The 22,892-nt window shown below is 61.5% G+C and carries 18 protein-coding genes and 1 tRNA gene; 9 read left to right on the top strand and 10 right to left on the bottom strand.

All coding sequences use genetic code 11. The annotated features are described in order from the left end of the window. Positions 1 to 63: 63 nt before the first annotated feature. Positions 64 to 1,830: a spermidine synthase gene (locus tag LKK40_RS01070; RefSeq protein ID WP_304308470.1), complete on the bottom strand. Its 1,767-nt coding sequence runs from the start codon at positions 1,828 to 1,830 to the stop codon at positions 64 to 66. A 299-nt stretch (positions 1,831 to 2,129) separates the two neighbouring features. On the opposite strand from LKK40_RS01070, the gene LKK40_RS01075 reads away from it, so the two are divergent. From LKK40_RS01075 to LKK40_RS10745, 6 genes are all read left to right on the top strand, one after another. Beyond that, complete coding sequence (locus LKK40_RS01075; protein WP_304308472.1) at positions 2,130 to 2,906, top strand: thiamine diphosphokinase; 777 nt, start codon at positions 2,130 to 2,132, stop codon at positions 2,904 to 2,906. 28 nt (positions 2,907 to 2,934) lie between these two features. Continuing rightward, positions 2,935 to 3,330: an arsenate reductase family protein gene (locus LKK40_RS01080; RefSeq protein ID WP_304308474.1), complete on the top strand. Its 396-nt coding sequence runs from the start codon at positions 2,935 to 2,937 to the stop codon at positions 3,328 to 3,330. A gap of 70 nt (positions 3,331 to 3,400) precedes the next feature. Further along, a complete protein-coding gene (gap, locus tag LKK40_RS01085) occupies positions 3,401 to 4,456 on the top strand; it encodes a type I glyceraldehyde-3-phosphate dehydrogenase (RefSeq protein WP_152580944.1) in 1,056 nt (351 codons plus the stop codon). Between the two features lie 290 nt (positions 4,457 to 4,746). Beyond that, complete coding sequence (gene ybaK / locus LKK40_RS01090; RefSeq protein WP_304308477.1) at positions 4,747 to 5,289, top strand: Cys-tRNA(Pro) deacylase; 543 nt, start codon at positions 4,747 to 4,749, stop codon at positions 5,287 to 5,289. 129 nt (positions 5,290 to 5,418) lie between these two features. After that, a complete protein-coding gene (locus tag LKK40_RS01095; RefSeq protein WP_304308479.1) occupies positions 5,419 to 6,372 on the top strand; it encodes an aldose 1-epimerase family protein in 954 nt (317 codons plus the stop codon). Positions 6,373 to 6,495: 123 nt separating this feature from the next. Then, on the top strand, positions 6,496 to 6,570 hold the full coding sequence (locus LKK40_RS10745) for a 50S ribosomal protein bL37 (RefSeq protein WP_003817083.1): 75 nt from the start codon (positions 6,496 to 6,498) through the stop codon (positions 6,568 to 6,570). A gap of 114 nt (positions 6,571 to 6,684) precedes the next feature. Here LKK40_RS10745 and LKK40_RS01100 read toward each other — a convergent pair. Beyond that, a tRNA-Arg gene (locus LKK40_RS01100) sits at positions 6,685 to 6,761 on the bottom strand. A gap of 183 nt (positions 6,762 to 6,944) precedes the next feature. On the opposite strand from LKK40_RS01100, the gene LKK40_RS01105 reads away from it, so the two are divergent. The 3 genes from LKK40_RS01105 to LKK40_RS01115 all read left to right on the top strand — a co-directional run bounded on the left by LKK40_RS01105 (position 6,945) and on the right by LKK40_RS01115 (position 10,216). Beyond that, the gene (locus LKK40_RS01105; RefSeq protein WP_304308481.1) at positions 6,945 to 7,628 is read left to right on the top strand and encodes a GNAT family N-acetyltransferase; all 684 of its coding nucleotides are present in this window, start codon (positions 6,945 to 6,947) and stop codon (positions 7,626 to 7,628) included. A 195-nt stretch (positions 7,629 to 7,823) separates the two neighbouring features. After that, complete coding sequence (locus LKK40_RS01110; RefSeq protein ID WP_304308483.1) at positions 7,824 to 9,017, top strand: ATP-binding protein; 1,194 nt, start codon at positions 7,824 to 7,826, stop codon at positions 9,015 to 9,017. Positions 9,018 to 9,253: 236 nt separating this feature from the next. Then, a complete protein-coding gene (locus LKK40_RS01115) occupies positions 9,254 to 10,216 on the top strand; it encodes an aminodeoxychorismate lyase (protein WP_304308484.1) in 963 nt (320 codons plus the stop codon). A gap of 61 nt (positions 10,217 to 10,277) precedes the next feature. Here the strand turns inward: LKK40_RS01115 and dnaG are convergent, their stop codons facing one another. The 8 genes from dnaG to LKK40_RS01155 form a co-directional block, all read right to left on the bottom strand. Then, positions 10,278 to 12,431: a DNA primase gene (gene dnaG / locus LKK40_RS01120; protein WP_304308486.1), complete on the bottom strand. Its 2,154-nt coding sequence runs from the start codon at positions 12,429 to 12,431 to the stop codon at positions 10,278 to 10,280. 65 nt (positions 12,432 to 12,496) lie between these two features. After that, positions 12,497 to 13,783: a deoxyguanosinetriphosphate triphosphohydrolase gene (locus tag LKK40_RS01125; RefSeq protein ID WP_152580954.1), complete on the bottom strand. Its 1,287-nt coding sequence runs from the start codon at positions 13,781 to 13,783 to the stop codon at positions 12,497 to 12,499. A gap of 245 nt (positions 13,784 to 14,028) precedes the next feature. Continuing rightward, complete coding sequence (alr, locus tag LKK40_RS01130; protein ID WP_304308488.1) at positions 14,029 to 15,387, bottom strand: alanine racemase; 1,359 nt, start codon at positions 15,385 to 15,387, stop codon at positions 14,029 to 14,031. 99 nt (positions 15,388 to 15,486) lie between these two features. Beyond that, positions 15,487 to 16,029: an N-acetyltransferase gene (locus tag LKK40_RS01135; RefSeq protein ID WP_304308490.1), complete on the bottom strand. Its 543-nt coding sequence runs from the start codon at positions 16,027 to 16,029 to the stop codon at positions 15,487 to 15,489. Between the two features lie 478 nt (positions 16,030 to 16,507). Beyond that, positions 16,508 to 17,026, bottom strand: coding sequence for an S-ribosylhomocysteine lyase (locus tag LKK40_RS01140; protein ID WP_304308491.1), 519 nt, complete (start codon positions 17,024 to 17,026; stop codon positions 16,508 to 16,510). Positions 17,027 to 17,317: 291 nt separating this feature from the next. Continuing rightward, the gene (locus LKK40_RS01145) at positions 17,318 to 19,396 is read right to left on the bottom strand and encodes a RecQ family ATP-dependent DNA helicase (RefSeq protein ID WP_304308493.1); all 2,079 of its coding nucleotides are present in this window, start codon (positions 19,394 to 19,396) and stop codon (positions 17,318 to 17,320) included. A gap of 254 nt (positions 19,397 to 19,650) precedes the next feature. After that, the gene (locus LKK40_RS01150) at positions 19,651 to 20,835 is read right to left on the bottom strand and encodes a cystathionine gamma-synthase (RefSeq protein ID WP_304308495.1); all 1,185 of its coding nucleotides are present in this window, start codon (positions 20,833 to 20,835) and stop codon (positions 19,651 to 19,653) included. 103 nt (positions 20,836 to 20,938) lie between these two features. Further along, on the bottom strand, positions 20,939 to 22,171 hold the full coding sequence (locus LKK40_RS01155; RefSeq protein ID WP_304308496.1) for a pyridoxal-phosphate dependent enzyme: 1,233 nt from the start codon (positions 22,169 to 22,171) through the stop codon (positions 20,939 to 20,941). Between the last annotated feature and the right edge of the window lie 721 nt (positions 22,172 to 22,892).

The following is a 22,892-nucleotide window of genomic DNA, read 5'->3' on the forward strand; positions in this document are numbered from 1 at the left end:
GTCTTTACGTCGCGTCTTCACGTCACGTCTTCCGGCGCGTCAGTATGGCCACCATGTGTTGATTTATTGCAACTCAAGCAGCCCTTGGATACCTCTGGTTTCCAGTATCTCGCGGTATGGCCCGGCCTGTTGCACGATGAGCTGGTCGATGGCATGCATGCCGAGCAGCTCGACCGGAGCCCTGTCGTCAGTCAAGATCATTGCGCCGCTTTGCGGCTTCTTAACCGGCACGAGCCGGCTGCCGACTTCACCCATCGCCCACTCGAGATCGCCGTCACGCGTGCGCATATACGCAGTGGCCTGCAAAGAGCTAGGCGTGCCGGTTTGGATGATATCGCTATCGGTGGCGTGCTGAGGAGCCTTGTCCCCGTGCTGCTTGGTTTGTGCCGATTGCTCTGATTCGCCAGACTCACCAGGTTCATCCGCACTCGGCGTTTTGGCGAAAAGCTCGCGGTTGGTCGTGTCGGGCACGTCGGCGGTCAATATATTGCGGTGCCCGAACACACTGGCGATCGTGCCGGTCAGCGCCTCATTGATCGAACCTTTGCCATCGGAGATCATATTCATATTGACGACCATGACGCCGCCGGGATTGAGGTGCTGCTTCACCATGTCGAAGAACTCGGTTGAGCTCATTTGGAAGGGAATCGTGATGTCTTGGTAGGCGTCGACCATGATCACGTCATAGCGACTTGTGCTGGCGGCGAGCCAAGCGCGACCATCGTAGGTGCTGACCGGAATATCCTGCGGCTCCTTAAAATATTCGCCCGCCAACGCCGTGATCTTCTCGTCGATTTCCACGCCGGTGATATGCATATGCGGGTAGTACTGCCGCAGCTGGCGCGCGTAGGTTCCCGTGCCCATGCCCAGAACCAGCGCGGAATCGGCGTGGTCGGCGAGCGCCGGAGCGGCAAGCGCAGTGTCGTAGTACATGCCGGTCAGGCCTGGCCGCTTCATGGTCACCGATTGGACGCCGAAGAGCACATTGGTCGACAGTATGGTGCGGTCGGACAGGTTCTTGACCTGCAGGTAGTTGTAGATCGACTCGCCTTCGTAGGTCAGCCCGCGCTCCCAGAAAGCGAAGCCGCTCATCGGCGAAGCCACAGCGGACACCACGAAAATGACTGTGCTGATGGCGCTGGCGACAAGCTTGACTTTGGAGGCAATGAAGTACGCAATCGCGAGGGCCAGCAGCAGCCCGAAGAATATCAGGAAGGTCACGAAGGTGCCGACTGCCGGAATCGTAACGAAGGTCGGCAGAAAGGTGCCCAGAATCGAGCCGATGGTGTTGCAGGCGCTCAGTCGGCCGACCACCGAGGCATTGTCGTCGAGCGAATCGGTGGCGAATTTGACCAGCCCCGGGGTCACGGTGCCTAGCAGAAACAGTGGCGGCACGAAAATCAGCATGCAGCTGATGAAGGCGGCAATCACCAGGAAATTCGTGGATACGGTGACGACGAGCAGACCAGAAACCACGATGATGACGTATTTGCCCAAGAGCGGAATAAGCGCGATCCACACCGCCGCGATCATCAGGCGCATGTAGAGCTTGTCGGGGTTGGGGTCGCGGTCCGCTTTGCGTCCGCCCCACACGCTGCCCAGCGCCAGGGCGATCATAATCGTACCGATGATGATGGTCCACACGATCTGCGAACTGGAGAAATACGGCGCAAGCAGGCGCGATGCGCCCAGCTCGGCAGCCATCACGGCCATGCCGGAGAAGAATTCGGTGATATATAGGAACATCTTCGAGCGCAGAATCGGGCGTACATGGGCCGTCGCCGTGGGTGCGGCGACCAGTCCGTGGTCCGTAGCAGTCATGGCAGTCATACTCCCCTCTTTGCGATATGCCCGCAGGCATCAGACGCCAAACACCAGCATCACGCACCGAGCATCAAGCCCCGAACAACCTGTATGGGACAACAGGGCGAGCCTATCAGACCGGCGTGAACCCGCGGCACATGACGTTCACCCGCTTCGCTGCCTTGGCAATCGGGTATCTGCGTTATCTGTAGCGTTATTGGGGTTCGTCTGAGGGGGGGGGGGGCGGACGAAACCAGCGATTGCGTCTGTTCAAAACGAAGAAAGCGCGCACCTGCCCAGGCTGACGCGTGAGCTAGAGTGGCAGCATGAACCAGACGAACCACGTATGCGTCATCTTCGCGGCGGGACAATATTATGGTCCGACGCCGGGCGTGCCCGCAGACCTTCTTGCAGGGCTTTCTCGTCCCTTGGTCATTGCAGCCGACGCTGGACTCGACCATGCGCGCGCCGAAGGCGTCAGCGCCGACATCGTGATTGGCGACTTCGATTCCGTGCAGGGCAGCGTCCCCGACGACGACCGCACGCTGCGGCTTCCGGCGCTCAAGGACGATCCCGACATGCTTTCGGCGCTCAAGGTCGGCTGGAATCGCGGCGCGCGCGAGTTCCATATTCTCGGCGGGCTGGGGGGAAGAATCGACCATACCATCGCCAACATCCAGCTCATGGGGCTGCTGGCCCAGCATGGCGGCGTCGGCTTCCTGTACGGCGACGGCGCCATCGTCACCGCCATTGCTGACGGCGAACTTGCTTTCGAAGCACATGACGCGATGCCCGGCGGCATGGTGTCGGTGTTCGCGCAGTCGGATACGGCCAGTGACGTGAACGAGCCGGGGCTGAAATATCAGCTGCGGCACGCGACCCTGACCAACAGCGTCGTGCAGGGCGTGAGCAATGAGTTTCTGCCCGGCGTCGCCAGCGCAATCAACGTGCACGACGGCACGCTTATCGTGACCTTCCCCCTTACAGCGCCGATGCCGAGAATCACCCGCTACCGCGAATTCACTGGCGACCTGGGTCCGCTCGATACCGAAATCTCGCCGATTCTGGACTCCCGGTTCACCAATCGCGCATTCAATCGTTAATTCAGCAACCATGAAATCAGGAGGTTCCATGACCGACCATACCGCCGATGCCCCGCTATTCGTCTGCTATTCGCGCTGCTCGACCTGCGCCAAGGCGCGGCACTGGCTGAGTGAGCACGATATCGCGTTCACCGAGCGCGATATCAAAACCGACAACCCCACCAAGGCCGAGCTCACCGCCTGGTATCACGCCAGCGGCCTGCCAATCCGCCGTTTCTTCAACACTTCCGGACAGCTATACCGCGCGCTCGGGCTGAAGGACAAACTGCCCGCGATGAGCGACGACGAGGCTCTGGAACTGCTTGCCACCGACGGCATGCTCGTCAAGCGGCCCATCGTTGTGACCGCTCACGGCATTTTGGTCGGTTTTGCGCCTGAAGTGTGGCGCACGTCACTGGCAAGTACAGACGACGGGATAGAGTAGGCAGCGTTGATAAACAATGGCCGGGGCGCGCAGGCGCGCGCCCGAGCCTGATCCCTAAGGGAGTAATTTTATGACAGTCAAGATTGGTATCAACGGTTTCGGCCGCATCGGTCGCCTCGCCTTCCGTCGCATCTTCGAGCTGCAGGCTCGTGGCGGCCAGGCCGGTGACATCGAGGTCGCAGCCATCAATGATCTGACCACTCCGTCGATGCTCGCCTACCTGCTCAAGTACGACAGCGCCCACGGCAACTTCCGCCATGACGACGGCACCCCGGTCGAGGTCACCTCCACCGACACCGCAATCGTCGTGGACGGCAAGTCCTACACCGTGTACGCTGAGCGCGACGCCAGCAACATCCCGTGGGTCAAGAACGACGGCGTCGAGTTCGTGCTCGAATGCACCGGCTTCTACACCTCCGCCGAGAAGTCGCAGGCTCACCTCGACGCCGGCGCCAAGAAGGTCCTCATCTCCGCCCCGGCCAAGGACGAGACCACGCCGACCATCGTCTACGGTGTCAACCACGAGATTCTGAAGTCTTCGGACAACATCGTTTCCGCCGGCTCCTGCACCACGAACTCGCTGGCCGCCATGGTCAAGCTGCTCGACGACAAGTTCGGCGTCAAGGTGGGCTTCATGACCACGATTCACGCCTACACCGCCACTCAGGTGCTGCAGGATGGACCTCGCGGCAAGAACGTGCGCGCCAACCGCGCCGCAGCTGCGAACACCATCGAGCACTCCACCGGTGCCGCCAAGGCCATCGGCAAGGTCGTCCCCTCGGTCAACGGCAAGCTGCAGGGCCATGCCCAGCGCGTCGCCGTGATCGATGGCTCCGTCACCGAGCTGACCTCCGTGCTGGAGAAGACGGTCACCGTCGACGAGATCAACGACGCCTTCAAGGCAGCGTACTCCGACACTGATTACTTCGGCTACAACCCTGATGGCATCGTCACCTCCGACATCATCGACGACACCCACGGCGGCGTCTTCGACCCGACGCAGACCGATGTCAACACCGTTGGCGACACCCAGCTCGTGCGCACCGTCTCCTTCTACGACAACGAGAACGGCTTCACCTGCAACATGATCCGCACGCTGCTGTACTTCGCGGAACTCTCCAAGTGAGCTCCTAGCGGCACTACGGCTCGTCCGCATCGCCGCTAGCTGACTGATCGCAGACTTTCCGTCTGCCGCTTCGCCCTTGCCGGGCATCGAGCATTATGCTCGTGCCTGGCAGGGGCGAAGTCGTTGGTGGGGCTCCGGCTGCGACTCTGGCCCCGGCTTACTGGCACGAAAGAGCCGCTGTTCGCTCGTCAGAGGCCGATTCGCGCCAGTTAAGCCGACGCGATAGCCCAGCCCGTGGCACGAGATGCTGCATGGCACGAATATCGTCTCCATGCGATACAACGGGTGGCATGGCGAAACGAAGCAAACATACATCGGATGGCAAAGGCGAAGAAGTCAAAGGCACAGCTGCCAAAGGCGGCACGCCTGCCATCGCACAGCTGCGCAAAGCCGGCGTGCCATTCGAAATCTATGAATACGAGCATTCCGCCGACCATATGGATGAAGGCTACGGCGTTGAGGCCGCGCAACGGCTCGGGATGGACCCGCATCAGCTATTCAAGACGCTGATGGCGGACACCGGCAGCGAGCGCGTCATCGGCATCGTGCCAGTCAGCGGGCACCTCGATCTCAAGGCGCTGGCCGCAGCAGTCGGCGCGAAGAAGGCCGCCATGGCCGGGCCCGATGTGGCGCAGCGCGAAAGCGGCTACGTACTCGGCGGCATTTCGCCATTTGGTCAACGCACCCGGCACCGCACCGTGCTTGACGAAAGCGCGCTGGACTTCGACTCCATTCTCGTGTCAGGCGGCAAGCGAGGCCTCGACGTTGCGGTCAATCCTGAGGATCTCGTCACGCTGCTGCGCGCAGCGACCGCTTCCATTGCGACCTGGTGATGCATAACACGGCGCGCAAGCGGAAACCCTCGGTAAGACCATTGCTCGCAGTAGAGTGACACTGTCAATCATCATGGACCGCGGCAACGATTCGCCGTGAGTCATCCACAACGATATGGGAGATGCGATATGACATCCGCTAACCTGCCTCCTCGCTCGGGCCGGCAATTTTCCTTGAAGCATGGCGACTACACCGCAGTGGTCACCGAACTCGGCGCATCGCTGCGCGAGCTCACGTACCGAGGCAAGGAGGTCGTCTGCTCATGGCCGGCCGACGAGACCGCGCCGTGCAGCAACGGGCGAGTGCTCGTCCCCTTCCCCAACCGCATCGCCGACGGCGCGTACACCTTCGACGGCACGACCTACCAGCTCTCCATTGACGAGATCGAACGGCGCAACGCCATCCACGGCTACGGCTATCGCTCGTACTGGGAGCTTGAGACGCTTGAGGACGACCGGGTGACGCTCGCCTGGCGCGTTCCGCAGATATCCGGATATCCGTTCTATCTCCTCGTCACCGCCGAGTACCGCTTGGCCGACGACGGTCTGCACCTAAGTATTACCGCCGCGAACCATGGCAAACAGCGCGCGCCGTGGGCCTTCGGACTGCACCCGTGGTTCGCCAACGGATTCGACGGCTACGGCGACGAGATCGATGGGTTCAACGCCCAGTGCCGCGTGACGATTCCCGGCGACACGCATGTGACCGTCGACGAGCGGCTGCTGCCCACCGGAACCGAGCCTGTGGACGGCACGAAATACGATCTGCGCGAAGGCCAGCTGCTCGACCAGCAGCCCTATGACGACGCATGGACCGATCTGCACCATAATGCCGATGGCACGACGACCGCCGAGTTCGAACGCCCTGACGGACTCGCGGTACAAGTCGTCGGCGATGAGAGCATCACATCCTTCCAGGTGTGCACCGGAACCGGCTTCCCAGCATTCAAGCACCCTTCCGGCGTGGCAATCGAGCCGCAGACCGCGTATGCGAACACTTTCAACACCGGCAAGGACCTCATCGCCATCGAACCGGGAGATACGGCGTCCACGTCGCTGCTCATTCACGCCGAGCAGCACTGAAACCTCCGGGCGCAACAAACGCAAACGCTACGGCTGCGGCGAAGCACGGACGCTGTCTTGTCAACGTCGTGCGGGTGTGCGATAATCCCCTAGGCTAATAAACGTTGAGTAAAGGAGTCCATCATGGGTATGCGCGGACGCAAGCGCAAGGATCGCCGTAAGAAGGCCGCCAATCACGGCAAAAGGCCAAATGCCTGATTTCTGCCGGCGCGATGAGCGCCACGGCATTCATAAAATAGGTCCCGAAGAATCTGATTCCTCGGGACCTATTGCTATGCAACCGCTTCATCACCCATGCAGGCGACGCAATCATGGTGACCCCGGCCGGATTCGAACCGGCGACCTTGAAATTAGAAGTTTCCTGCTCTATCCAACTGAGCTACGGGGCCAAACAACGAAACGATACTTTAGCAGCACCTCCCTATCGCCTGTTCGCATGAAGGTCTCAACACTGGCACAATCCCGCACAGCACAGCATCGACACAGCGCAGGCAGCACGAGCAGCACCAAATGGGCAGCCGCTGACGCTCCCTGCCTGCACACGCTCCCAAGCTCTGCTATAACGTATAGGTATGAACGAGAACGCCTGTGAAGAATCGGACTTGCTGCATACGTCCCGACTGATCCTGCGCCGCTGGCAAGTCGGGAACGAAATCGAGATTTCCGCGCAATACTCCTACGCCACCAATCCGGATGTCACCAGGGCCAGCGGCTGGGCGCCCTATGACGATATCGAGGAATGCCGCGCCTACCACGACAAGGTTCAGGCGCCTGACCCGGAGTGCTTCGCGATCATTCTCAAGCAGACCGGCATGCCAATCGGCTCCATCGCGTTCAAACCGCTGCCACAGGCCCAAAAGCTTCCGGACGGCGGCGATCCAGCTGCATGCCGCGAAGTGGGCTTCTGGCTGGGCGAGCCGCATTGGGGCCGTAGATTCATGCCGGAGGCGCTTGGGGCAATGCTGCGCTATGGCTTCGAGGAATTGGGCTTGGACACCGTATACGCCCGTCATTTTCTGGACAACACCCGTTCGCGCATACTGCTGGAACATTGCGGATTCGCCTACGACCACACCGAATACGACAACTCCTTCCCCTCGCTTGGCGAGATTCGGGACGAGGATGTGCTCGCGCTCACCGCGCAGAGCTGGCGCGAACGGCGCAAGCAGCTGAACGTACCCGATGCGCCAAAGCACATCGGCTCGGGCGCGTATTGGGGCAGCGACCCCACCATCGTGAAGCGGCCACAATGTTGAGATGACACAGCGCTGAGACGACGCAGCGCTGAGATCCTGTGGTGCTGAGATGCAGCAACGCTGAAACCCGAAAAGGCTGGCTTGCTGTACAAGGCTGCCATACACTCCTAATCGCAAGAAACTGATAATCGATGAAAATCGATGAAATGCGATGAATTTTGCATCGTGTCGTATCGCATCGATACCATGAGCAGCATGGGGATGCATAAGGAAAAGCCACATGACGATGGCGCAGGCGGCGGGTATAGCCCCGCTGCGGACGAGTCGGCGCAGACTCCCACGCCATATGATCACCGCCCCTGCAACGAGGAAAACCTCACTTTTGTCTACCTGCAGCACGCATACGCCACGGCAGGTCTGGATTGGGACGCATTCGACCCGGCTGCATTCCATCTGCGCGACGCCCACGGCGCGTTCACTGGGGCTGCGCTGCTGCTTTCCGATCAGAATCCTTTTTCGGTGAAATGCGCAGTGTTCGAAGGAGACACCAAAACGAAGCTTACGGACCGCGCCGAGATTCACGGCTCCGTGCTGCGCCAGCTCAATGAGGCCGCGCTCTTTCTCAACCAGCACAACACCGATGGCCAGTGGCCCGAGACGGCGCTCCACGAATCACTTATCAACGCCGTGCTGCACCGCGACTATGAGTATTCTGGACCGATTCTCGTCAACATCTTCTCCAATCGCGTCGAAATCGTCTCGTTGGGCGGTCTCGTCCGCGGCCTGCAGATCAACGATCTGCTCAACGGCATCTGCCAGCCGCGCAATGCCTGGCTCGTGCTGACCGCCACAGCGCTGGGAATCAGCGAGAACTACGGCACTGGCATTCCGCGCATCATGGACTCCTACGCCACCAGTTCGGCCAGCCCGCAGCTGCGCGTGGGACCGTCTTCAGTGGCAATGATTCTGCCGGTGCCGGTGCTCGATGACGAATCTTGGGATGATGTGGATGACGAGCATGCCATGAATAGCGCGAATGACGCAGATACGCCGCATGGCAATGGCAACGGCACCAACAAGTCGGAGCCCGCAGCCAAACGCTATGTCTTCCCCGAGCTTCGGCCTTACATCACACAGGATTACGCGCAGGCCTTGGTCGGAGCCAGAGTGATCGGCTGCGCGCCGCTTGCGACGCTGGTGCTCGGCGCGCCCGAAGCAGCACCGCAGCAGCAGCCGCTTGAGCAGCCCCATACCTACGATGTGCAATTGCTCGAACAGGTGACGCTGCACGTCATGGCGGATGCAGGCGTTGCCTTGTCGCGCAAGGACATCGAAAATCAGCTAGGCCTCAGTCACGGCCAAGCCTCCTATCTGCTGCGCAACCTGACCGCGCAGGGCAAGATTCGCAGGGTCGGCCGCGCACGGGCCACGCGGTATTACGTGAACTAGTCGAATCGAGTTGCTCGACGACGTGCCACCGGCCATCGGATGAACAGACCTGTCATGCCCTGCTAATTTCTGTGGGCGTTCGATTATGATTAAACCTTGCGATGGACTCCGTTATCGAGCGCAGCAGCGCGACGGCGAACTCGTCATGAAGACATGCCCCGGCGGGCGCGGCGGTAATATCGATGCGTTATCTTGTGCTTGGACTTGAAGGAAAAGCTCGAAGGAGAAGGAGCGTCATGAACTCGATCATTCTGGGTGTGGGCGGCAGTGGCCTGTTCGCGCCGGCGGGCACCTCACCGAAGGATTTCGGCGAGGACCTGGTGCGTATCGTCGACCCGTATTACCGTTGCGTGTCGCCCTTCGATCTGAGCGTGCTGCGCGGCGACGGGGTGTTCGAGGCGACCACGGTGTGGCACGGCTACCCGATTTCCTTGGAGAACCATCTCAAGCGGCTGTCGAATTCGGCACGGCTGATGGACATGCCTCAGCCGAATCATCAGGCGTTCATCGCGGCGATCAATGAAGTCATCGCGCAGTACGACGACCCCGAGCCGGCTCCCCTGCTGCGCATCCTCGTGTCGCGCGGCATGGATCCTGACACCGGCATCGGCAAAACGGACTACGGCACACCCAGCGTGTGGATGTTCCTGGACGGACGCGGCACGCTGCACGATACCGCGCCAATCACGCTGACCTCGCTCAACCGAGGATATGCCAGCGATATTACCGCCCGCGCGCCGTGGCTGCTCAACGGCGCGAAGACCCTGAGCTACGCGGTCAATCAGGCGATGCACCGCGAATGCCGGCGGCGCAGCGTCGATGACGCGGTGACTTATACCGCCGACGGCTTCACGCTCGAATGCCCGAATTCGTCGATTGTGGCGCAGTACGGCGACAGCCTCATCACCCCCGACCCGCGCATTGGTATTTTGAACGGCACCTCGCAGCGCGAGATGTTCGCCTGGGCGCGTCAGGAAGGCCTGGATATCAAGTATGCCAAGCTGCCCATCGACCAGCTGCGCGAGGCCGACCGGCTGTTCATCACGCACGGCGGCTGGGTTATCCCCGTATCCGCGCTTGACGGGCGCACCTACGACGTCGACGTAGCCCAAATCGCCGGCATCAACGACGCCATCCACTCCGGCCGCACCCACGACGACGCGCTGTCAATCGGTCCGCTAGGAGCCTACGAGGAGTAAATCGAGAGACACGCGCCGAAACCGCAAATCAGGCAGCGTTGCCAAGAGCCTGAAGAGCTATTCAGGCCACGTTGCCGTAGACCTGGGTTTGCAGGTCCTTGCGGGCGGTTTCCATCGTGGTGATGTCGCCCAGCAGCGTGATTTTCTCCTTGCCATCGGGTAGCTGCGACATCTTGCGCTTGGCGGCGCCGATGCGGCGCATGAAGCCCATATCGAGCAGCCGCGCCAAAAGCTCGGAGGCGTAGCGCTGCTCAGCCGGACTGGGCGCACGCAGCTGCACGGGCGCGGCCTGGCCGTTCTGCATATTCTGGCCGTTCTGGGCCGATGAATTGACTGCCGAATTGGAGCTGTCGCGCGGATTGGGCGGCAACGGCAGCGGCATGACGGCCAGCTCGTTGATGACCTGTTCGAGCAGCGGCCCGCCGGCCTTGGTGAGGTTGTGAATCCACAATCCCTGCGGCGTGTCATCGCTGGGCAATCCGCCTGCGGCAGCCACCGCCTGGAAGAGCGAGCGGAATACCGGGGTCATGAAGTTCGACAGGCTCAATTGTGCGAACCACGCGCGATCGATGGCACGCGGCACCTGAATAAGCGTAGCCATGAACTGCTGCTCGCAGATGAACACGGCGTCATCGATGCGATAGTAGGTCTGCTCGTTGGCATCGCGGCGCTCAAGCGCCTTGCGCCGGGCCGGATTCGCATACGGATCCTCGCCGCGCTCCCCACGCTCGCCCCGACCCGCAAAACCGCCGGAAGCTCCTGAGCCGCCCATGCCGCTGCCCGAAGCCGCCCCGCCGAAGCGTCGTTTCGGCGCATAGGCGTCGTCGTCGCGCACGTTGAGCTGCCGACGTGCGGCATTGACCTCACGGCGCATGATGTCGAGGTCCACGCCGATGCGACGCGTCGCCTTGCGCGTGTAGATATCCAGCAGCGAACGGTCGCGTATCTGCGCGATCAGCGGTGCCGCAGCCTTCACCGCGCCCATCTGGCCAGTCGTATATGACGTGTCGAAGCGCGCGATGGCGGCCTCAATCACGAAATCATACAGCGGCTTCGCATGCTCGATGAGCGAACTCACCGCCTCGTTGCCCTGCTCCAAGCGCAGATCGCAGGGGTCGAGATTGCCGTCGGCGACCGCCACGAAGGTCTGCGAGAGGAACGCCGAATCAAGCGCGAAGGCATGCAGCGCCGCCTTCTGCCCCGCCGCGTCGCCGTCGAAGGTGAATACGATGCGCGAGCTGAGCGACTGCCCTTCCACATTGAGCGGCCCGATGAGCTGCACGGCCCCGAGCGAATCGTCGGAGATGAGTCGACGCACGATTTTGGCATGCTCCGCGCCGAAGGCGGTGCCGCAGGTCGCCACGGCGGTGTCGATGCCGGCCAAATGGCAGGCCATCACATCCGTGTAGCCTTCGACGATAACCGCCTGGCGCTTCTTGACGATAGCGGATTTGGCCAGGTCGATGCCGTAGAGCACCTGCGTCTTGCGATAGAGCTGCGTATCTGGGGTGTTGATGTACTTCGCGCCGATTGTATCGTCGTCATAGAGCTTTCGCGCGCCGAAGCCCAGCGTGCGCCCGGTGGAATCGCGGATGGGCCAGGTTGCCCGCCCGCGGAAGTAGTCGTAGACGCCGCGCTGGCCTTGGCGCGCAAGCCCGGCGTCCAGCATCTCCTGCTGGGTGAAGCCCTTGGCGGCCAAATAGCGCACGAGATTGTCCCAGCCCTGCGGCGCATATCCGCAGCCGAAGCGCTCGCAGTCGGCCTGGCTGAAGTTGCGCCCGCCGAGCAGCTTGCGGGCCGCGAGCGCCTCCTTGCTCATGATCTGCGAGACGAAGAAGCGCTGCGCCTCCTCGTTCGCGTCCAGCAGCCGCGTGCGCTTCGAGCCGGAGTGCTCCTCGCGGCCCGACCCGGCCTCGTAATGCAGCTCGATATGGTATTTGTCGGCCAGCAGCTCCACGGCCTCGCGAAAGTCGATGTTCTCCTGCTGCTCGACGTAGCCGAACACATCGCCGCCCAGCCCGCAGCCGAAGCAATGCCAGACGCCCAGCGACGGCCGCACCGAGAAGCTTGGCGTCTTCTCATCATGGAAGGGGCACAGCCCTACGTAGGTGCCGGTTCCCGAAGGCTTGAGCGTCACGGACGCAGACACGATGTCGTACAGGTCCGCCGCAGCGCGCACCTTCTCCACATCTTCCTTCAGAATCATTCCAGCCATAGCGCCCTACATTACCCCACCCCAGTGAAGCGGGCGGCTCGCCGGAACTCGCAACCGAAACGCGCCTAGCACAGGATGGAATGCATCGCCAGCGCCGAGCCGTCGGTAAGGTTGGCGACCTGATCGACGGCCACGCGCAGGCGCTCGTCGTCATTGCTGGCCTCGTTCCAGTCCTGCAGGAACACGGCTTCCAGTGCGTCGCTGGGCCGTGGGGAGTCAGCCATGAGCACATCGACCAAGTCCTCGACGATGGCCTGCTCCTGCTGGTGCATGGGCTCGCGCTCGCGAGGCTCCATCACGAAGTAGACGGCGATGCCTTTGAGAATCACGATTTCGTACTCGGTCTGTTCAGGGATGACGACCGAGGCGCTGTACCGCGTCAGCGGGCCGTCGCCGTAGCGTTCGCGCGTAGCGGCTTCCACCGACCCGGCGAAGCGGCCTATCAGGGCGCTCGTGATGTTCTTGAGCTGCGCCAAGGCCCCGCGCGAACCGTTGAAATGCGTGGGGAACATATGCTCGCCCTGCAGCCGTTGCAAGGCCGCGAGCAGCTTGTCGGCATCCCATTTCGCGCCATACCAGGCCCGCGCGTCTTCGATGAGCGCGTCGATGATGCGCGCATCGGCCAGCGCCATCGGGTTGAAGGCTCCCGTCGCGATTGCATCCTCGACGTCATGCACGCTGTAGGCGATATCATCGCTCAGATCCATCACTTGGCATTCCATCGGTTTCGTGGCCTTCGGCGCGCCTTGTTTAAGCCAGTTGAACACGTCGACATCGTCGGGGTACACGCAGTATTTGGCACTACGCTCGCCCTTGGGATGCTGCGCGGCCTCGGCCAGCGTCCACGGGTATTTCACGGCGGCATCCAGCGAGGCACGCGTCAGATTGACGCCGGCCGAGCGGCCATCGGCATGGAAGACCTTGGGCTCCAAGCGCGTAAGCAGTCGTAGGGTCTGCGCGTTGCCTTCGAAGCCGCCGATATCAGCGGCAATGGCGGCCAGCGCCTTCTCGCCATTGTGTCCGAAGGGCGGGTGGCCGAGGTCATGCGCCAGGCAGGCGCAATCCACCACGTCGGGGTCGCAGCCGAGCATCATACCGATCTGCCGGCCGATTTGCGCCACTTCGAGCGTATGAGTAAGCCGGGTTCGGGCGAAATCGTCTGTTCCAGCCACCAGAATCTGGCTTTTCGCGCCGAGCCGGCGCAGTGCGGAGGAGTGAATCAGACGCGCTCGATCGCGTTCAAAAGCGGTGCGGGAGCGCGATTTCGGCGGTTCGACCGCCCATCGCTCCTCGTCGAAGGCATCGTAGCCCTCGTCGCCCAGCACCTGCTCGCCATCTCGCGTTGTTCCCATAGCACCAGCATAGGGCCATGTCCCGCGTTTGGGGAGAGCATGGGACTTTCGCCGCGTTTGTGGCTCGCACTTTTTGATCGGCCTTGAAAAAGTGCGAATCAAATGAACAATGCAAATGTTAGTTTTCCGCACTGCAAATGGCGTAGTCTCAACGTTTGCCACCCGAAATAAACGCACATGAAATGTGCGTTTTGCTCACACTTTTTCCAGGCCAGTCAAAAAAGTGTGAGCCGCACAACCAATCCCTACAGCACGCTCGCGGGATCAAGCTTGGCAAGGTCCTCGGCACCCAGCACCTCGTTCGCATGCAGGTACAGCCGCGGGATGCGGTTGCGCAGGCAGGTGAAGATCTCGTAGCTGATGGTGTCGGCGGCACGCGCCCAGTCGTCAGCCGTCGGCTCAGCGAATTCCTCGCCACGCCCGGGTCCGAAGAGCTTGACCGTATCGCCTTCGTGGATGCCGAGTCGTGAGGCAGAACCATGCAGATCAAGGATGAACTGATCCATGCACACACGCCCCGAAACGCGCATGAGCTCCGGTCCTGCGGCAGTCATGACGCGCACAGGGCCGCCGAGCTTGACGGTATGCTTGGCTCCGCGTTCGTCGAACCCGGAGGCCGAGCGGTGAATGCCATCCGCATAGCCCAGCGGCACGATGGCGGTGCTGGTCTCGCTTTCGGTGATATAGGTGCGGCCGTAGGAGATGCCGTGTCCGTCCTCCACATCCTTGACGGTGCCCAGCTGGGCCTGCAACGTCATGGCGGGCGTCAACGCGTAATCCTGCGGCGTGCCCATCGCCGGGTCGGCTTCGTAGCCATATAGCCCAATGCCCGGTCGGGTCAATTCGAAATGAATCTCGGGGCGGGTCAACGTGGCGGCAGTATTCGTCAGATGCCGGATCTCCGGTTCGATGCCGGCGGCGCGCATACGGCGCTCGAAATCGTGGAAATGCTCGATCTGGCTATCCGTGGAGTCCACGAATTCGGGGACGTCCGGCGCATCAGCCACGGCGAGATGACTCCACAGCCCGACGATATGCAGTGCGCCTTCCTTGGCCAACGGCACGAGTTTGCGCAAAGCCGCGTCGAAGCCCTGCTCGGTGAAGCCGTTGCGCCCAAAGCCCGTATCCACCTTGATATGCACGCGAGCGGGGCGGCCCAGCTGCCGAGCCGCATCAGCCAGCGCATCGATGCCGGCAAGCGAGCCGAGCGAGATATCGATGTCGTTGGCGATAAGCTCGTCAAACGGCACCGCCAGGCCGTTGTAGACCCAGGTGAGAATATGGCAGCGATCCGGCCTGATGCCAGCCTTGCGCAGGGCCAGCGCCTCATGCGATTGCGCCGCGCCCAGCCATGTGGCACCTCCTGCCAGAGCCGCGAGCGCCGCAGGAACCAGCCCATGCCCGTAGGCGTCGGCCTTGACCACGCCCATCACCGCCGTGCCGGATTTCGGCCCGCCCACCACCTCGACCAAGTGGCGCATATTGTCGCGCAGTGCGGCCAGATCGACAACCGCCTGGCCTGGGTATTGCCGCAGCGCGGCTTCGTAATTCGCTATGCCTTGGGGCGAGGAGAAGGGCCATGGTTCGCATGCATTCGCAGTCATGGCTTCATTGTGACTCGCGTCATTGACGACGATGCTGCAAACCACCCAATTCGACCCGTGAAGCAATGATCCTTGGCCCCATCATCACCTGCGTTTCTGCTACTCGTGCCGCTGATAGGCGATGCGCGTCTTATCCGTGTCGCGGTCGAGCAGGGCGATAAGGCCGCACCGGATGAAGCCGCTGCGTTCGAAAACATGCTGCATGGCCTTGTTGTTGGGGTGCGTGTCGGCGCGCACGTTGCCGTAGTGCTCCACCACCCAGCCGATGCAGTCGTAGGCGACATGCCTGGCCTGCCCTGATGAGGCGATGCGGTGGATGGTCACATAGGGGTCGTCGTCGAGCCAGCCGCCGTCAATGTCACGGTAGGTCGGGTCCTCGCCCGCGCATAAGGCGAATTGGGCCAGGATGCGCTCGCCGTCGCTTTCGGCACCGTCATCGATTCCGTCATCAATCAGTAGCATCGTGCGGCCTTCGGTGATATCGGCGCGCACAGTGCTTTCGCGCGGGAAGGAATCGCCCCACTGAGTCGGATTGCCATTCGCCGCCATCACCGCGCGGGCATGCGCGTAGATGCGCTGGATGCGCTCGTAATCGCGCATAGTCGCATGACGGAACCGACGAGAGGACGCAATACTGCCCATACAACCACAACCACCTTGAGCCAAACAGAACAATGGAAAGAATCGGCCGCTAGGCTATCACGCCGCCCTCCCAGCGTGCCGCCACACGGATGTTTAGGCCTGTCCCCCAACGGTATCGGCCCCAGAGTTCCCAGAGTTCCGTTTCAACATGCTATCGCCAGCTATCTCGCTTGTGTGTGGCGCTATGGGCGTGCTGCGGGGTCTATCTGCGCTATGTGAGGCGCTATTTCACAAAGCGTCGAGTATCAGGTGGCTGAAAACCGCCGTTTTCGGCCACTGGTATATGGAACCTCACAGTATTAACGCCTCACACAACGCAGATAGACCTCCGCGGGCTTGGAATAACGCCTCACATAAGCGAGATACGACTCAGCAGCAAGCCATTTCCTAGTGCAGACTTCCATCGAGCCGGCTAAATCACAATATTATTCCCAGATTCCAGCGCCTTCAGACCACGGTATGCCCAGATATGGTGCCCTCATACCACCTTGCGCTCGAAGGCGTCGGAGCTGATGCCCTTGGCGAGGATGTCCTTGCACCATTCCTTGGCGGTGAACAGACTGTGGTCGCGGTAGTTGCCGCAGCTCTCGATCGTGGTGGCCGGCACATCGTCCCATGTGGCTTTGAACGCGATGAATTCCAAGGATTCCTTGAGCGCCTTGGCCACGTCCACGGTGGAGTGCTCGCCCCAGGTCAGCAGGTGGAATCCGGTGCGGCAGCCGAAGGGCGAGCAGTCGATGTAGCCCGGGATGCGCTCGCGCAGCAGCACGGCGATGGTGTGCTCGATGGTGTGCAGGCCGGCGGTCGGGATGGCGTTCTCGTTCGGCTGCACGAGGCGCAGGTCGTAGTTGGAGATCACGTCGCCGTTCGGGCCGGTTTCGGTGTTGATGTAGCGCACGTAAGGCGCTTTCACCTTGGTATGGTCAAGCTGGAAGCTTTCCGGCTGCGGCTTGGCACCCTCCGTCTCGGCTGTTTTGGTTGCGGTATCCGTTGGCATGATTCCTCCGTTCGTGCATAAGCGACATTCGGCTCCCCGGCATATCCCGCACGGAGAATTCGTCACTATGAGCATCCTACGCCGTGCATGGTTTGGCGTGCAGCCAAGTTTTCGCTCAGCAAGTACGCCAAATGTTATGACTGGCTATATGTGGAAGTAATGCCGGGTTGGATGCGTCCGCCCCGCACGGCGTCCCGACCTCGCAACATTCGAGTTGAGCGACGTCTACCCCACGCAGTGTCCATCCGCGCAGTGTCATCCACACAGTGCCATTTACGCAGTACCGTTTTACTACTCCTCGAACGAGCGGATGGCTTCCATGAAGCGCTTGCCGTAGAGGTTGAGCTTGTTCTCCCCCACGCCGTTGACCGCGAGGAACTGCGCGTTGGTCACCGGGCGGATGCGTGTCATATCGCGCAGGGTTTTGTCGGAGAAGACGATGTAGGGCGGCTTGCCGATTTCGCGTGCGATATCGCGGCGCAGAACCCGCAGCCGTTCGAACAGCGGCTCGTCGACTTCGGTATCCATGCCAGCATCCGAGCCAAGCGTCTGTCCGGACTGCTTCACCTGACCGGTTCGTCCGCCAACCGCAGCAGGCCGTTCGACGCGCTTGATTTCATAATGAAAATCGCTGCTGGCCGTCGCTGCGGCTCGCGGTCCGAAATGCACGACGGGCAGCCGCCCTTCGGACACGGTCAGGAAGCCGTCGGTGGTCATCTGATTGAGCACATCGCGCACGCGGGCCTGCGGCACCTGTTCGAGCACCCCATAGCTCGGGCAGGAGTCGAGGTGACGGGCGAGCAGATCCTGGGTTTTCGAGCCGCGCAGCACGGCCACGATCTTGCCCATGCCGAAGCTCTGATTCAGATCATGCACGCACCGGCTGATTGAGCGCGCGATGTTGGTGACGTCGATGGTGGCGAAGGTGCTCAGGCAGTTGGCGCAATTGCCGCAGCCGTTTGGTTTGGCTGGTGCCGGGTCGTTGCTCGTTTGATTGTCGGTAGAAGTGGATTGTGCCGATTCACCTTGCGTTAGGGCAGATTGCGATGATTCGCCTTGGGGAAGCGCGGATTGCGCCGCATCGGGATCGGCAAAATAGCGCGTCATATAGGCGTGCAGGCATTCGGTCGTGCGGCAGTAGCCGATCATCGCGTCAAGCAGCCGACGATGACTCAGCCGCACGACTTCGCGCTCGTCTTCGCTCATGCGGTCGTTTTTCGAATCCATGTCGAGCAGGCGGCGGCGCGTGACGATATCGCTGTCGTTCCACAGCAGCGTGCAGCGGCTCGGTTCGCCGTCGCGCCCGGCGCGGCCAGCTTCCTGGTAGTAGGCCTCGATGCTTTCTGGCATGTTGTGGTGGATGACGTAACGCACATTGGATTTGTCGATGCCCATGCCGAACGCGTTCGTGGCCACGACGACTGGCGCGGCATCGGTGACGAAAGCGCGCTGGGCGTCATTGCGATTCTGCGCCGACATGCCGCCGTGGTAGGCGACCGCTGGCACGCCGCGCTCAGCCAGCAGCCCCGCGAGCGCTTCGGTCTCCTTGCGCGTGGCGCAGTAGACGATGCCGGACTCGTCGGCATGGTCGATGACGTAGTTCGCGATCCAGACGTTCTTGGTGTTCGTCGGCATGCGCAGAATATCAAAGAACAGGTTCGGCCGGTCGAAGCCGGTCACCGTCACCTGCGGGTGCTGCAAATTCAGCAGCGTGACGATATCGCGCCGCACATGCTGCGTGGCGGTCGCGGTGAATGCAGCCACGGTCGGACGGCTCGGCAAGGCGGCGATGAATTCGCCGATGCCCAGATACGACGAACGGAAATCCTGGCCCCATTGCGAAACGCAATGCGCCTCGTCCACGGTGATAAGCGAAATCGGCACTCGCGCCGCGAAGGAGCGCATCCGCTCGGTTTCCAGGCGTTCCGGCGCAACGTAGAGCAGCTTCACGTCGCCGCGCGCCGCCTGGGCGAGCACCATGCCCTGCTCGTCCATATCCTGCGTGGTGTTGATGTACGCCGCCGGAATGCCGAGGTCGTTCAGAGCATCGACCTGATCGCGCATCAGAGAAATAAGCGGCGAGATGACGATGGTCAGGCCCGGCAGCAGCGTGGCGGGAATCTGGTAGCAGATCGACTTGCCCGCGCCGGTGGGCATGACGCCCAGCACGTCGCGCCCAGCGAGAATCGCATCGACAAGCCCCGCCTGCCCAGTACGGAACGAGTCATAGCCGAAATACCGGTGCAGCGCATCAAGCGCGGCCTGCTGCGATTCAGCGCGATGCGGCTCAGCTTCGCGCGATTCAGCGCGGGGCGATTCGAGCTGCTGCGGCTCGGTTACAAGCGACTCAGTTGAATGCGACGGTGTCATGCCTTCGAGTCTATAGCCGCATCCTTATTTCGCCACGAGCAGCCTTGTCGAATCAGGCACAAATCTCATACGGATCGCAAATCCTGGCCCTCGGCAACTCTCAGCGTACGTTATTAGGCACGTTCACCAAGGACGTATTGGAAAACGTACGATGCCCATGCGTCAGCGTACGTTTTCCGACATCCGAAGCCTTTTCGATATGGAAAACGTACGCTGAGCGCGAAGCAGCACAGTGTTCTGCTGCACTTATAGCACTACTGCTCAATCGCCGCGAAGGCCTGATCGAGGTCGGCGATGAGATCGTCCACGCCTTCGATGCCGACCGACAGGCGCACCAGATTGTCGGGCACTTCCAAGGTCGTGCCGGAAACCGAGGCGTGTGTCATGGCTGCGGGGTGCTCGACGAGCGATTCGACTCCGCCCAGGGACTCGGCGAGCGTGAAGATCTTCGTCGCGGCGGCGAAGGCGCGCGCGGCCTCTCCCCCGGCGGCGAGCTGGATGGAGATCATGCCGCCGAAGCCGCCATGCATCTGGCGCGCCGCGATGTCGTGACCCGGATGGCTTTCCAGACCCGGATACCACACATGTTCCACCTCGCTGTGCTGCTCAAGCCACTGCGCGATGGCGAGCGCGTTCTTGCTGTGCTGCTTGACGCGCAGCTCAAGCGTCTTGAGTCCGCGAATCTCAAGCCATGCATCGAAGGGCGAAGGCACTGCGCCTGCCGCATTCTGCAGGAAGGTGACCTTCTCGGCCGTCTCGTCGTCGTCCACGAGCACCGCGCCGCCGACCACATCGGAGTGGCCGCCGATGTACTTCGTGGTCGAATACACCACCACGTCAGCACCATCCTGCAGCGGGTGCTGCAGCACCGGCGAGGCGAAGGTGTTGTCGACCGCGACCTTGGTGCCGTGCGCGTGCGCGAGCGCCGCTGTGGCCGCGATGTCGGTGATGCTCAGCAGCGGATTGCTGGGCGTTTCGACCCACACGTAGGCGTACTGGCGCTGCGCCAGCGCCGCGCTGACCGCCGTGGGATCGGTGATGTCGACGACGTCGAGCGTGATGCCCCACGGCACGAACACCTTGGACAGCAGCCGGTAGGTGCCGCCGTAGACGTCATTGCCGAGCAGGATCGCGTCGCCGGGCTTGAGCGTGGCACGCAGCAGCACATCGATGGCGGCCAGTCCGGAGGCAAAGGAGATCGAATGCTTCGCGCCTTCCACTGCCGCCAGCTGCTTGTCGAAAGAGGTCCTTGTGGGGTTGACGGACCGGCTGTAGTCGTAGCCGCCGCGCAGGCCGCCGACCCCATCCTGCTTGAAGGTCGAAGTCATGTAGATTGGCGTGGAGACTGCGCCCGTCGTCGGGTCGGGCTCCTGGCCTGCGTGGATGGCGCGGGTGGAGAGAGCGGCGGATGCGGCGGTGGCGATGTTCTCGGTGGTCATTATGGATTGCTCCTTGTGATGGTTATGTTGGAACGCTTGTAGGTATTGGTAATTGCGGTTATTGGAACGATTAATTATGTAGGTTAAAAGTTTGCGTTGGAATCTATGAGTTCACAGACGATGCCTCCTTTGCACCGCCTGCAACACCCGCCGGCACGCGCGCCTCACCATCCGCACCGACCAACGGCTCGGGCGTGGTCGCCTCAACGACATCCGCGTAGCCGTGCGCCCGCATCCATTCGTCGTCGAAGATCTTGTCGAGGTAGCCACGGCCCGAATCGGGCAGCAGCACGACCACGAGGTCGTCTGCGGTGAGCTGATGCTCGCGAGCGTACTGCATGGCCGCCGCGACCGCCATGCCGGAACTCCCGCCGACCAGCAGGCCCTCCTCGCGGGCTAGCCGCCGAGTCATCAGGAAGGCCTGCTCGTCGCTGATCTGCACGATGCTGTCAGGGATGGACTGGTCAAAAGCCTGCGGGTAGAAGTCCTCGCCCACGCCTTCGATGTCATAGACATGCACATTAGCGGGGTCAGAGTAGATCGAGCCTTCCGGGTCGGCACCGACGACCGTCACCGCGCCGTCGGAGACCTCTTTGAGGTAGCGACCGGTGCCGGAAATCGTGCCGCCCGTGCCGATGCCAGCGACGAAATGGGTGACGCGATGCCCGCTGTCGCGCCAGATTTCGGGTCCGGTGGTCTCGTAATGGCTCAATGGGCCGTTCTCGTTGGAGTACTGATTCGGCTTGAATGCGCCGGGAATCGTACGTGCGAGCCGGTCGGAAACCTGATAGTACGATCGCGGGTCCTGCGGCTCCACATTCGTCGGGGTCACCACGACTTCGGCACCGTAGGCGCGCAGCACGGCCCGCTTGGATTCCGAAACCTTGTCGGGCAGGACGAATATGGTCCGATACCCGCGCTGCTGGGCCACCAGCGCCAGGCCTACGCCGGTGTTGCCGCTGGTCGGCTCGACGATGACGCCGCCGGGCTTCAGCTGCCCGGAACGCTCCGCAGCCTCGATGATGCGCTGCGCGATGCGATCCTTGCTCGATCCGCCGGGATTGAGGTATTCGACCTTCACCGCGATGGTCGCGTCGACGTCGCGTGCGATGCGATTCAGCCGCACCAGCGGCGTGTCGCCGATGAGTTCGGTTACCGAAGAGGCAATGCCAGCAGAGCGGGTGTCGTCAGAGTGCGCGGCTGAGACAGAGGTATCGGAAGAGTCGTCAGCAGGCTCATCAGCAACGGAATGGGTAGTGAAATCGATTGTGGCAGGAATGGTCATCATCGTCTCGTTTTCCGCGATGCGCTTGACGCTCATCGCTTGATATTTCAAGTCTTACAGTCTTGGGGTTCTGTGCTGTCCGTGGCCCGCAGATGCGAGGCCGATGGACGGAGATTGTGCGATATCAGCATCGAGGGAAGACGATAGGCAAACGATGTACGAGTCGAGACGATGACGAAAGCGAGTGATGCAACTAGCAGCACAACAACCAAAACAGTGCCGGAATCCCGCGGCAATGCCATGCACAGTCGATTATGCTCCATGTGCCTTAGCCATCGAATCGCAGCGAATCAAGTGCCTTCGTTCGCCGCTTGGATTCCGTCTCATGCCATTGCACGGTCTCGGCACATGCAGCATATGCGCAAAACACTAGAATTCTCTATATCGCCGAACTCTACAATGTCAGCTATCTACAACACCGCGAAAACGTTCATTCGATGATTGTGATTCGTCCAAATCACAAACCATCAATCAAGAATCATGTGCTTCAATCCAGAAATACTTCACTCTGGCAGGTATGTGACTTGAGTCATCGTCTCTTCAATTATGCGTCGTTGCCCGTCCGCCTTCAGTGGCGTCGGTCAGAGACAACAACAACATAAGAGGTAACTCATGCCTCATACCATAGCACAGCCCCGCGCTCCCGCGTGTCGCCTAGATTCTACTGAGATTCCCCAGTGCCCTGACTCAGCAGCCAATCCAAGGCATACACCTGTCGTATGCCTTCATGGAAGGAAGGCCTCTCATCATCAAGCGTGATCAGCGTTTTCGG

The sequence above is a fragment of the Bifidobacterium tibiigranuli genome, from assembly GCF_022655035.1.
Classification (GTDB): Bacteria; Actinomycetota; Actinomycetes; order Actinomycetales; family Bifidobacteriaceae; genus Bifidobacterium; species Bifidobacterium tibiigranuli_A.